This is a genomic window from Fusobacterium sp. IOR10 (assembly GCF_010367435.1).
In the GTDB taxonomy this organism is placed as follows: domain Bacteria; phylum Fusobacteriota; class Fusobacteriia; order Fusobacteriales; family Fusobacteriaceae; genus Fusobacterium_B.
Genome location: NZ_WJWY01000001.1, coordinates 72,875 through 86,188 on the forward strand (window position 1 = coordinate 72,875; position 13,314 = coordinate 86,188).

Annotated in this window: 11 protein-coding genes; all 11 read right to left on the minus strand. The window is 27.7% G+C overall.

Annotated features, from left to right (window positions below; genetic code table 11):
- Positions 1 to 20: 20 nt before the first annotated feature.
- The 11 genes from pheT to GIL12_RS00475 all read right to left on the minus strand — a co-directional run bounded on the left by pheT (position 21) and on the right by GIL12_RS00475 (position 13,302).
- Positions 21 to 2,411: a phenylalanine--tRNA ligase subunit beta gene (pheT, locus tag GIL12_RS00425; protein WP_163468000.1), complete on the minus strand. Its 2,391-nt coding sequence runs from the start codon at positions 2,409 to 2,411 to the stop codon at positions 21 to 23.
- Between the two features lie 15 nt (positions 2,412 to 2,426).
- The gene (gene pheS / locus GIL12_RS00430; RefSeq protein WP_163468002.1) at positions 2,427 to 3,443 is read right to left on the minus strand and encodes a phenylalanine--tRNA ligase subunit alpha; all 1,017 of its coding nucleotides are present in this window, start codon (positions 3,441 to 3,443) and stop codon (positions 2,427 to 2,429) included.
- A gap of 19 nt (positions 3,444 to 3,462) precedes the next feature.
- Positions 3,463 to 3,921: a metallophosphoesterase gene (locus GIL12_RS00435; protein WP_163468004.1), complete on the minus strand. Its 459-nt coding sequence runs from the start codon at positions 3,919 to 3,921 to the stop codon at positions 3,463 to 3,465.
- Between the two features lie 14 nt (positions 3,922 to 3,935).
- Positions 3,936 to 4,715, minus strand: coding sequence for a hypothetical protein (locus GIL12_RS00440; RefSeq protein WP_163468006.1), 780 nt, complete (start codon positions 4,713 to 4,715; stop codon positions 3,936 to 3,938).
- Positions 4,716 to 4,746: 31 nt separating this feature from the next.
- Positions 4,747 to 7,302: a DNA gyrase subunit A gene (gyrA, locus tag GIL12_RS00445; protein ID WP_163468008.1), complete on the minus strand. Its 2,556-nt coding sequence runs from the start codon at positions 7,300 to 7,302 to the stop codon at positions 4,747 to 4,749.
- 29 nt (positions 7,303 to 7,331) lie between these two features.
- Entirely contained in the window at positions 7,332 to 9,236 is a 1,905-nt protein-coding gene (gene gyrB, locus GIL12_RS00450; protein WP_163468010.1) for a DNA topoisomerase (ATP-hydrolyzing) subunit B, read from the minus strand.
- Between the two features lie 17 nt (positions 9,237 to 9,253).
- Positions 9,254 to 9,796, minus strand: coding sequence for a DciA family protein (locus GIL12_RS00455; RefSeq protein WP_163468012.1), 543 nt, complete (start codon positions 9,794 to 9,796; stop codon positions 9,254 to 9,256).
- Positions 9,783 to 10,874: a DNA replication/repair protein RecF gene (locus GIL12_RS00460; protein ID WP_163468014.1), complete on the minus strand. Its 1,092-nt coding sequence runs from the start codon at positions 10,872 to 10,874 to the stop codon at positions 9,783 to 9,785. Before GIL12_RS00460 ends, GIL12_RS00455 begins: the two co-directional genes overlap by 14 nt.
- A 20-nt stretch (positions 10,875 to 10,894) precedes the next feature.
- A complete protein-coding gene (locus tag GIL12_RS00465; RefSeq protein ID WP_163468016.1) occupies positions 10,895 to 11,101 on the minus strand; it encodes an RNA-binding S4 domain-containing protein in 207 nt (68 codons plus the stop codon).
- 202 nt (positions 11,102 to 11,303) lie between these two features.
- Positions 11,304 to 12,011, minus strand: a complete 708-nt coding sequence (locus GIL12_RS00470) for a biotin--[acetyl-CoA-carboxylase] ligase (protein ID WP_163468018.1) — start codon at positions 12,009 to 12,011, stop codon at positions 11,304 to 11,306.
- Positions 12,012 to 12,024: 13 nt separating this feature from the next.
- The gene (locus tag GIL12_RS00475) at positions 12,025 to 13,302 is read right to left on the minus strand and encodes an ArsB/NhaD family transporter (RefSeq protein ID WP_163468020.1); all 1,278 of its coding nucleotides are present in this window, start codon (positions 13,300 to 13,302) and stop codon (positions 12,025 to 12,027) included.
- Positions 13,303 to 13,314: the final 12 nt, after the last annotated feature.

The following is a 13,314-nucleotide window of genomic DNA, read 5'->3' on the forward strand; positions in this document are numbered from 1 at the left end:
GCTCCCTCCTTAATTTAAATTTATTTTCTTATTTCTCCTCTGTACTTCTTTTCAATTAATTCTAGCACTTTTTCTTGTACTTTTAAAATTTCTTCTTCTGATAAAGTTCCTTCTTTATTTCTTAAAATTATTCCTATAGCTACAGATTTTTTACCCTTTGCTATGTGTTCTCCTTTGTATATATCAAACAAATTAACGCTTTCAATGTAATTAGAACTTTTTTCAATAGCCTTTATCATATCTCCAACTAAAATTTCTTCATCTAAGACTATAGCTAAATCTCTACTTACTTCTGGATATTTAACTACTCTCTCATACTTAATTTTATTTCTCATATAATTTTCCAATAGAGATAAATTAATTTCAGCTACATAAGCTCTTTCTTTATCTATTTCTATTTTTTCTGCTATTTTAGGATGAGCTTCCCCAAATGTACCTACAATAACTTTTCCTATTTTTATATCAGCTGCTCTTCCTGGATGAAAATTAGAATTTTCTGTTCTTTCTACTTTGTAATTTTTAATTCCAACTTGAGCCATAAATTCTTCAACATAACCTTTTAGTGTGTAAAAATCATAAGCTTCTGGTTTTGAATCCCAAAGACTTCTTTCTTCTCTTCCTGAAATTCCAATAGCCATATGAACTTCCTCTTTCGCCAATAAATTATCTGTCTTTTCAAAAACTTTAGAAACTTCAAATATTTTTATTGAATTTTGATTTCTATTTAAGTTCTCTTTAATGTTTGTAAGGATACTGTATGATAATATTGGTCTCATCATAGACATTGTTTCCACTATTGGATTTAATATCATTAATTCTTCTTTTTTTATGTGAAATATTTCTCTTACATTTTTAGGAATAAAGCTATAATTTATAACTTCTTGTAACCCTATTTTAGCTAATATTTCTTTAGCTTCATCCATTAGAGAAATTGTTGCATCTTTTTTCCCAGCAGTTATATCTTCAACTGGCATTTTGTTTTCAATATTTTCAAATCCATACATTCTTATAACTTCTTCGTATAAGTCAGCAGGTCTTGATAAATCTTTTCTATATAAAGGAGGAGCAACCACAACAGATCCATCACCTAAAGAATTTTTAACTTCTAATCCTAAATTTGTTAAAATTTTAATTCCATCTTGAGCATCTATTTGTTTTCCTACAAATTTATTTAATTTATTTATATCCAAAGGTATTTCTCTTTTTATTGCTTTTTCTAAATAACAGTCCTTTGCTTTTCCTATTATTTTTGCACCTGAAATTTGTTCTATTAAGTATGTTGCTCTTTCTAGAACTACTTCCACATTATCAATGTCTAAACCTCTTTCAAATCTATATGACGCATCTGTAAATATTCCTAATTTTTTAGAATTTTTTCTAATATTTTCTGGTTCAAAATAAGCAACTTCTAAAAATAAGTCCACTGTTTCACTTTGAATAGAACTATCTAATCCCCCGATAATTCCAGCTAGCCCAATTGGCTTCTTAGCATCAGCAATGACTAATTCTCCATTTAGCTCTATTTCTTCATTATTTAATGTTATTAATTTTTCTCCAACCTTACCGCTTCTTATAACTATATTATTTCCTTCTAACTTGTTTAAGTCATAGGCATGTATTGGTTGATTATATTCAAACATTACAAAATTAGTAATATCCACTATATTATTTACAGGATTTAATCCCATTGAAATAACTCTTTTCTTTAACCATTCTGGAGACTCTTCTATCTTCACTCCTCTAATAACTCTTCCTGAATATCTTTTACATCTTTCTTTATCTTCTATTTCTATTTTTATATTATTTTCAACATCTTCCAATGATTCAAATATTTCGTTGTGAGGATATTTAACTTTTCTTCCATAATAAGCTGCTATCTCCCTAGCTATACCAATATGAGATAAACAGTCTGGTCTATTTGGAGTTATTTCCAATTCAAATATTACATCATTTAAACCTGCATATTCTCTATATCCTTCTCCAATTGGAGCATCTTCAGGTAAAATTATTATTCCTGAAGATTCCTTACCAAGACCTAATTCTGAGCTAGAACAACACATTCCTTGAGATTCTATTCCTCTTATTTTACTTTTCTTTATTTTGAAATTTCCAGGTAAAATTGCTCCTATTTTAGCAACTACAACTTTATCTCCTAATTTATGATTTGGAGCTCCACAAATTATTTGAAGATTTTCCTCTTCCCCAATATCAATCTTTAAAAGTGATAATCTATCTGCTTCTGGATGCTTCCCGTATTCCACTATCTTTCCTATTACAACATTATCTAAATCTGCACCTTGTATATTTATAGCTTCAACTTCTTGTCCTATCATAGTTAAAGCATTTTCTAATTCACCTATATCTTCTTTTATATCTACATATTGTTTAAGCCATTCTAACGAAATTAACATTATTCATCCACTCTCCTACTTAAATTGTTTTAAAAATCTCATATCATTTTCAAAGAATGCTCTTAAATCATCTATTCCATGTCTAAGCATAGTTATTCTTTCTATACCCATTCCAAATGCAAACCCTGAAACCTCTTCTGGATTATATCCAACTCCTTCTAAAACTGAAGGATCTACCATTCCACAACCCATAATTTCTAACCAACCGCTACCTTTACAAACTCTACATCCTTTACCTTTACAAATAACACATTCCACATCCATTTCTGCACTTGGTTCTGTGAATGGGAAAAAATGAGGTCTAAATCTAACTTTTGTTTCTCCAAAAACTTTTTCCACAAATTCAGTTAAAATAGCTTTTAAATTAGCAAAAGAAATATCTTTTCCAACCATTAATCCCTCCATTTGATGGAACATTGGAGTATGAGATACATCGTAATCTGGTCTGTATACTTTTCCAACGCAAACCATTCTAAATGGTGGTTTTTTTTCTAACATATATCTTATTTGAACTGGAGACGTTTGAGTTCTTAATACTACATCCTTTGAAATGTAAAAAGTATCAGTTATGTCTCTAGATGGATGACTTTTAGGAATATTTAATGCATCAAAATTATAAGATACTAATTCAACTTCTGGTCCATCTGAAACATCGAATCCCATTTCCATAGATATTTTCTTTAAAAAATTAGCTGTTTCTGTTAGTGGATGTAAGCTTCCTGCTTGAACCTTTTTCCCAGACAAAGTTATATCAATTACTTCCTCTTTTAATTTCTTTTCTGTTACCAATTCCATAATTTCATTCTTTTTAACTTCAATCAATTTTGTTATTTCTTCTCTAACCTCATTTAATGCTTGCCCTATAACTGGTTTTTCTTCCTTTGTTAAATTTCTCATTTCTTTAGAAATTTCTGTTAATTGTCCTTTTTTACCTAAATATTTAACTCTGAACTCTTCTAATTCTTGAAGCTCCTTCAAAGCAAAAATTTCTTCTTTTGCTTTTTCACTAAGCAAAGATAATTTTTCTTTCATTCTTTCCTCCCGCATAAGATTAACCTAAATTTTTATGTTTAATTTTTATTTCCTTGTTATTTGTTATTTCAATTAATCCGTAGCTTCCTAAAATAAGAGCTCCAGGATTAAATAATGTCCCATCTTCTGTCTCTTTAATATATTGAGCATGAGTATGTCCAAAAAGAACAATATCTGCATTTTTTAATTTAGCAGATATTAATCTATAATTTCTTTTTACTTGATACATATGCCCATGAGTTAAAAATATTTTGAAATTTTCTAACACAATAATTTTTTCATCTTCAGTATTTAAATCATCGTAATCACAATTTCCTCTAACAATGTGAAATTCTATATTAGGAAATACATCTAATATTTCATATGCATCCTTTGTTAAATCTCCTAAAAATAAAACTACTTCAGGAGATTCCTTTTTACATATATGATAAAAATCTTTGAAATTACCATGACTATCTGACACTACTAATATTTTCATAATTATTCTATCCCTTAAGCTATAAATAAAGTTGTTTCTACAGATTCCATAATTTTAATTCCTATCTTTTTAGTTATTTTCTCAAATAGATAAGAACTACTTAAATTTCCCATTATTAATATATCTGATTTATTACATTCTTCCATAAATAAATCAATATCTTCTTTTTTAAATAATTTTGAATTTAATTTTAGATTTTTATTTAGAATAAAAGATTCTAAATAATTTTCTTCCTCTTCAGATGAATCTTCTGTTAATTTTAGTGAATCAATTTCCTTAATGTCATTAAATATATTTGAAAATCTTTGAAAACTTTTATTTACTTTAGTTCCATCATCATTTGCAATAGCTATTTTTTCTAATTTTAACGGTTTATCCCTAACAACTATAATTGGTTTGAAAAATTTCTTCATAAGAATTATTAAATCCTCTGTGAATTTTTCTTCTTTCTCTATAAGTAACATATCTGATTTTTTAAGCTCTTGTATTACTACTTCAGGAGTTATACCATACTTAATTTCCAACTCACTGTTAATTCCACGATCTTTTAATAATTTTTGAATTTTTATTATTTCTTCATCTTCATATTTTGTCCACTCTTTGTTTATATCTGCTATCATAGGTTCTAACATTATTCCATCAATAGCATTTGGTAAAAACTCTTTTTTTCTAACATCTCTTACATGAATAGGCCTTATTTCAAAATTCAAATTATCTCTTAAATATATTGCGCTTTCAATAAGATTTTCTCTATTATATCCATTCCCCAATACCAAAAGAACATTTTTTTTCATAAATTTCCCTCCATATATAGCTTTTATTTAATTAGTTTTCATCTTCTTCATTTTCAAATGTTTTAAATAAATCTTCTTCAACTGGAGTTTCTTTACTTTTTAAAGTTGAATTAGATATTCCCTTATCTTGCATTTCTTCTTCTAATAATTTTTCTTCGTCTTTTTCATTTTTAACCTTTGCAATAGCAACTAATTTTTCATTTTCTGAAGTCCTAATTATCTTCACTCCCATAGCTGTTCTTCCATATATAGAAACTGTTTCAACAGGAGTTCTCAATACAACACCTAAAGATGTTATTGCCATTAACTCTTCTTCTGGTCTAACTGGTTTTACTTCAACTATATTACCTGTTTTTTCATTACATTTTAGATTAATAACCCCTTTTCCAGCTCTCCCTTGAAGAGGATATTCATTAATTCTAGTTCTTTTACCGTATCCATTTTCTGTTACTGTTAAAATATTTTCTTCTTCAGTATCTTTTATTAACAAAGCTGATACAACATTATCATCTTTTCTTAAAGTTATTCCTTTTACTCCTGTTGTATTTCTTTTTAAACTTCTAATTTCTTTTGTAGCCATTCTTATTGCATACCCTTTTTTAGTTGAAATAAATAATTGATCTTCTAAGTCACTTATAACTCCAACATAAATAAGATCATCATCATCTCTTAATTTAATTGCTATTATTCCTGAACTATTAATGTTTTTAAATTCCAATAAATTTGTTTTTTTAACAGTTCCATCTTTAGTAACAAACATAATTTCTTTTTCGTCTGTAAACTCTTTAATTTTTATTGTAAATCTAATTTTTTCATTTTCTTGAAGTTTTATAATGTTTTCTATTAATTTTCCTCTTGATTGCCTAGAAGTTTCTGGGATTTGATAAGCTTTTATATTAAAAACTCTTCCTCTATCTGTAAATAACATCATAGAATCTAAATTTGACATGATATCCATATCTTGGACAAAATCATCTTCCACTGTGTTTTGAGTTGAAACTCCTTTTCCTCCACGTTTTTGAGATCTATATGTATCTAGCCCTATTCTTTTAACATATCCTCTGTTTGTGATAGTTATTAAGACTTTTTCATCCTTTATTAAATCTTCTATATTAATATCTGATTTTTCATCTTGAATGCTTGATCTTCTTTCGTCATTATAATTTTCTTTTAATTCTTTTAATTCTTTTTTCATTATTTCATATACTTCCACTTCATCAGCTAATATTAATTTAAATTCTTTTATCTTCTTTTCTAATTCTGCAAATTCATTTTCAATTTTTTCTCTTTCTAAACCAGTTAACCTTTGAAGTTTCATATCCATAATAGCCTTTGCTTGAACTTCTGAAAAGGCATATTTTTCTATTAAAACTTCTTTAGCGGTGCTTCCATCTGGGGAAGCTCTTATTAATTCTATTATTCTATCAATGTTTTCCAAAGCTATTCTAAATCCTTGTAATACATGATCTCTTTTTTCAGCTTTTTCCAATTCAAATTTAATTCTTCTTGTAATAACTTCAAATCTATGTTTTATATACTCATTTAATACTTCTTTTAAAGTTAGAACTCTAGGAACATTATTTACCAAAGCTAACATTATAACTCCAAAAGTATTTTGAAGTTCTGTATATTTATATAATTTATTTAATATAATTTCTGGTTCTTCATTTTTTTTCAATTCAATAACTACTCTTATTCCGTCTCTATCTGACTCATCTCTTAAATCAGATATACCAATTATTTTTTTCTCTCTAACTAGTCTTGCTATTTTTTCTATAAGATTAGCTTTATTAACTTGAAAAGGAATTTCTTTAATAATTATAGAAGCTTTCCCTGATTTTCCATTTCCTTCTTCTATTTCAACTCTTCCTCTTACTCTTATTTTACCTCTTCCAGTTGTATATGCATCAATAATTCCTCTTCTTCCATTTATTATTGCTCCTGTTGGAAAATCTGGCCCTGGAATATAATCCATCAACTCTAAAGACGTTATTTCTTTATTTTCTATTACAGCTAATATCCCATCAACTAATTCTCCTAAATTATGAGGAGGAATGTTAGTTGCCATTCCAACAGCTATCCCTGTAGCTCCATTTAATAATAAATTTGGTAATTTAGCTGGTAAAACTGTTGGCTCATCCAATGAATCATCAAAGTTTTTTCTGTAATCAATAGTGTTTTTATCAATATCTGCTAATAATTCACTTGTTATTTTAGACATTCTTGCTTCTGTATATCTCATTGCTGCAGCTGAATCTCCATCTATTGATCCAAAATTTCCATGCCCATTTATTAATTCATATCTATAATTAAAATCTTGTGCCATTCTAACCATTGTTCCATAAACTGCAGTATCCCCATGAGGGTGATACTTACCTAGAACTTCCCCAACTATTCTAGCTGATTTTTTATAGGCTTTATCATAGGTCATTCCCATTTCATTCATTGCAAATAGAATTCTTCTATGAACTGGCTTCATCCCGTCTCTTACATCAGGTAAAGCTCTACTAACTATTACACTCATAGAATAATCTAAATAAGATTCCTTCATTTCATCTTCAACATATCTATTTATAATATTAGACATTATATTTTTCTCCTCTCCATATACAATTACTAAATATCCAAATTCTTAACAAACTCTGCATGTTCCTCTATAAATTTTCTTCTTGGTTCTACTTTGTCTCCCATTAATTTATCAAAAATTGCATCTGCTTCAACAGCATCGTCAACTTGAACTTGATAAAAAGTTCTTGAATCTGGATCCATTGTAGTTTCCCATAATTGTTCTGGGTTCATTTCTCCTAATCCTTTGTATCTTTGTAATGTATATCTTTTTCCTTCACTATCTAATTTTGTTTGGGCTTCTTTTAATTGTTTATCACTGTAAACATAAGTAGCTGACTTTCCAACTGAAATCTTATATAATGGTGGTTGAGCTATATAAATATTTCCATTATGTAAAAGTTCTACCATATATCTGTAGAAAAATGTAAGTAATAAAGTTCTTATATGAGCTCCATCAACGTCAGCATCTGTCATTAATACTATTTTTCCATATCTTAATTTCTCTTGATTAAAGTTTTCTCCAAATCCTGCTCCAAAAGCAGTGATCATAGCTCTCACTTCTGTATTTTCTAAGGCTCTATGAAGACCGGCTTTTTCAACATTTAGTATCTTTCCTCTTAAAGGTAAGATTGCTTGAAATCGTCTATCTCTTCCTTGTTTAGCAGATCCTCCAGCAGAATCTCCTTCCACTATATATACTTCACATTCATCTGGATTTTTAGATGAACAATCTGATAATTTTCCTGGTAAAGAACCAACTTCTAAGGCTGATTTTCTTAAAACTAATTCTCTTGCTTTTTGAGCTGCTTCCCTTGCTCTTTTTGAATTTAAAACCTTCTCAACTATTATTTTTGTATCTGAAGGATTATCTTCTAAAAACATTCTCAATTGAGTTCCAACAATGTTTGAAACTATACCTGTTACTTCTGAATTTCCAAGTTTTGTCTTTGTTTGACCTTCAAATTGAGGTTGAGCTATTTTTATAGATATAATTGCTGTTAAACCTTCTCTTATATCTGTTCCTTGTAATTTTCCATCTCTATCTTTTATAAATCCTTGGGATTTTCCTACATCATTTATTACTCTAGTTAAAGCTGTTTTTAATCCACTAACATGAGTTCCACCTTCATGAGTATGTATATTATTGACAAAAGAGTATATTTTTTCCCTTTGATTAGTATTGTATAAAATTGCAGTTTCAACTATTATATTGTCTGCTTCTCCTGACATATAAACAGGTTCCTTTATAAGTTTAACTGAATCTTGTTCTAATTCCTTTATATAATCTATAATACCCCCTTCAAAAATTAAATCTGAAGTTTTAATCGGATCTTTTCTTTTATCATTTAACTCTATAGCTAGTCCTTTATTTAAATATGCTAATTCTTTAAATCTAACTTCTAATATTTCATAATTATAAATTAACGTTTCAAAGATTTCTGAATCTGCTTTAAAAGTAACCTTAGTTCCTGTTTCATTAGTTTCTCCTATTTGCTTTACATCTTCTTCTGGAACACCTCTATCATATTTTTGATACCAGATTTTTCCTTCTCTTTTTACTTCAACTTCTAACCATTCTGAAAGAGCATTAACTACTGAAACTCCAACTCCATGAAGTCCTCCAGAAACTTTATAATTATCATTTTCAAATTTCCCACCAGCATGTAAAACAGTTAAAACTATTTCCATTGCTGATTTACCGTATTTAGGGTGAATTCCTGTTGGAATACCCCTTCCGTTATCAATAACCTCTATAATGTTGTTAGGAAGAATACTTATTTTAATTTTGTCACAAAATCCTGCTAAAGCCTCATCAATTGAATTGTCAATAATCTCCCAAACTAAATGATGAAGTCCTCTCTCTGAAGTTGCTCCTATATACATTCCAGGTCTTTTTCTTACTGCTTCTAACCCTTCTAGAACTGTAATGTCCTCTGCCTGATAATTACTCATTTTCTATCTTCCTCCATTTAATATTTATTCACAACTGTTCTATCTTTTATTCCCCTACATTTCGGGCATCGAAGATTCTTTCCTAAGAACAAATTTCCACATTGTACACATTTTTTATATCCATTTTCCAATAAAAAAAGTTCTCTTTCTTTGGATACTATAGATAATCTCTCTATCCTTTCTTCCAAGGAATAGTCGCTAAAATCCACACTGTCTATTTCATCTATTTTGAAACATCCCTTTGGTTTCTCAACTTCATTTAAAATTTTGTTATTTAAATTTATTTTCCCTAGTTTATAAACTATCTCTTGGATGTACTTGCCATTTAATAACTTTTCAATATTTTTTAAATATATTCCTTTCTTCATTGTCATAAAATGTAAATTAGCAGAACCTTCAACCTTAACAAATAATTTTTGATCTTTTATTTTTATTACTTCTGATTTTTTATCTAGATTTCCAACAATATCTTTCCAATAGGCTTTTACAAAGGCTTCTCTTAGGGATTCACTTTTTTTTATCCCATCATTTATCATGTCTCCAACGCTAATTATTTTCACAATAAATCTCTCCTTCACATACATTGAAATCTTTTGAATTTATTTTAAACTTCTCTGTGGAAGTGATCATAACTTGTATATTTCTTTTAATTAAAAAATCTATTATATTTTTCTTTCTTGTTTTATCAAAGTAAGATGATAAATCATCTATTATAAAAATTGGATTTTCTCTTTTTTCCTTTAAAACCATATCTAATTCTGCCAACTTTAAAGAAAAAACTATTGATTTTTTTTCCCCTTGAGAAGAATAGGATTTAGCTTCTTTTTCATTCAAAAAAAATATAAAATCATCTTTTTGAGGTCCTGCTAAAGAGTATCCATATTTTAGTTCTCTAATATTATTTTTTGCTATATAATTTCTAAATTTTTCTTGTATCTCATTTAAACTAAGCTTTTTAATGTCACCTAAAAATGAAGAATATGACAAATATAATTCTTTTTTATTATCAAAGAGTTTTCTGTAATTTAAATTTAATAAAATTGATATGTTTTTAACATATTCCGTTCTTTTTTGAAGAATTAATGATCCATATTTTATAAATTCCTCTTGATATATAAGGAACATCTCGTTTTTAGTGTCCTTAGCTTTTAAATACTTGTTTCTTATTTTTAATAATTTATTATATTTCCTTATATTATAAAAATATGTTTCATTACTCTGAGATATTTCTCCATTAAAAAACCTTCTTCTAACAGAAGGAGATCCCATTATGAGTTCTATATCTTCAGGAATAAATGAAACAACATTAACTTTTCCATAATATTCCTCATAAGAAACATTTTTTTTATTGAATACATATTCTTTTTTATCCAAATTAAATTTTATAGATAGACTTTTGTTGCTTAATTTATCAACATACTCCATGTAACAGCCTGATTTTTTTTTATTATATTTTATTAATTCACTATATTTAGAAGTTCTGAAACTTTTCCCTGTAGCACTAAAATATATAGCCTCTACTATTGAAGTTTTCCCTTGTCCATTTTTCCCTATAAATAAATTTATTTCTGGTGATAGCTTTATGCTTTTATCTTTTAAATTTCTAAAATTAATATAATTTATTTCCAAAATTTTCAAAACTTCACCTCTACAAATTTCTATTCCACAACATACTCTTTTCCAAAAACTAAAACAATATTTCCTGGATATAATTTCTTTCCTCTTCTTTTTTCTAATTCACCATCTACTAATACTTCACCATCTAAAATTATATCTTTAGCCATTACTCCATTTTCTGCAATTCCAGTCCATTTTAAAAATTGATCTAATTTTATAAACTCTGTATTTATTTTTATTTTTCCCATGTTTTTCTCCTCTTTTTTAAACAACAAACGCATATCATACTTTATATTTTAACATATTTTAAGCTGTCTGTCACTTTTCTTTAAAACAAAAAAAATGCTCAATAATCAATGTTTTTCTCTTTTTAATTTATAACAAATTCCTTTAAAGTTTAAATTAAAAGAAAGAATTATCCCCTAAACTAATAATTCTTTCTTTTAATTTTTAAAATCCTTTAATGTGAATTTCTCCTATGGAAAAACTTCTTCTTTCACCTTTAATTTCAACTAAAAATTCACCTTTTTTAGAAATACTCTGTCCTATTCCTTCTTCTTTTTTATTTCTTAAATCTATAACTATGCTCTTTCCAAACAAATAATTTTTTGAATTTAAATAATTTAATATCTCATACCAACTTCCACTAAAGTAATAATTTAAATTATTTTTAAAATCTTCTATAACGTTAAAAATAAGTTCTTCTTTATTATAATCTTTATTGGTTATCTCTTTTAATGAAATTCCTTTTTTCCTAAATTCTTCAGTTATAGAATTATTTAAATTTATTCCTATACCAATTATGTAAAAGTCTTCTCTTTTTTCTACTAATATCCCACTTAATTTCTTATCTAACACATAAATGTCATTTGTCCATTTAAATTTAAAATCCAGCCCTTCTAATTTTTCAAATGTCTTTAGAAGGGAATAACCTACTACTAAAGGTAATCTTGAATACTCTTCTCTAGAAATATTAGGATTTTCTTTCAACAGGAAACTAAAATATGCTCCTCCAATTTCAGAAGACCATTTATTACCACTTCTTCCTCTTCCTAGTGTCTGCTTATCAGCTATTGCCACATCATAATTGTTTTTTGTTTCTAAATTTTTTAAAAAAGTATTAGTTGAGTCTAGCTCTTCAAATCTATATATTTTCATATTTTCTCCCAAATTAATATCTGATTAATAAATAAATAGTAGCTACAACTAATGTTTGTAAAGATATTGATGCCCCAAATTTAAAGAACTTTACAAAATCTATTTTACAACTTGCTTTTTTAGCCGCTCCAACAGCAACCACATTAGTAGCTGAACCTAAAATAGTTAAATTTCCACCTAAACAAGATCCAAAAGACAAAGCCCACCAAAGAGCTTTTACATGAACTTCATTTTGAAAAGCTGGTTCCATAACTGCTATTATTTTAGACACAGTTGCTGCGTTGGCTACATTTCCTATAATTGAAGTAAATCCAGCTGAAACCCAAGTTATTAAAATTAAAGCTAAATTAAACTTTCCTTCAGTGACTCTAACTATTTTATTTCCTATAAAGCTAATTACATTTAAATGCTCTATACCTGTTACCATCATAAATAAACCTATGAAAAAGAATAATGTTTCCCATTCCACATTAACTAAAACTTCCTTTGGTTCTTTTTTTGTTGCAACAACTAGTATTATAGCTCCAGATAATGAGATAATAGCTAATCCTTTATTCACAAAATTATTTAAAATAAAGCCTGTTATAATAAGTAAAAATATAACTAATGCTATTCTTAGAACTCTTTTATCTTTCAAAGAACGACTAGGATCTAATTCCATTATTCTTGCCTTTAATTCTCTTGAAACTTCCATTTTTTTACAGTAAAAAAAGTAAACGTTCAAAAGTAAGATAACCATAGCTATAACTGCCATAGGTGAAGTATTAACTATAAACTCATTAAATCCTATTTTCCCTTCATGACCTATAATTAGTTGAGTTGGATCACCTATTAAAGTTGCTACTCCTCCTATATTTGCTGCCATTATTTCAGTCATAACAAATGGAAAAGGATCTAATCTTAACTCGTTTGCTAAAAGAATTGATACAGGAGCCATTAATAGTATAGTGGTAACATTATCTAAAAATGCTGAACAAATAGCTGTAACAATAGATAACATTAATATCAATTTGAATGGCTCTCCCTTTGCCATTTGGGCTACTTTTATTGCAAACCACTGGAAAACACCCGTCTCTGAAATAATGTGTACTACTATCATCATTCCTATTAACAAAAATAGTATTTCTAACCTTTCTGCTATTGATTCTAAAGCTTCTTCTTCATTCATTATACCAATTAAAGACATTAGCAATCCACCTAGCATTGTTGCCCAAGCTGATGGTATTTTTTCAGTTATTATAAAATAAAATGTTCCTACAAAAATAATTAATCCAGCTACTAAATAAAACATTGTTCCTCCTAA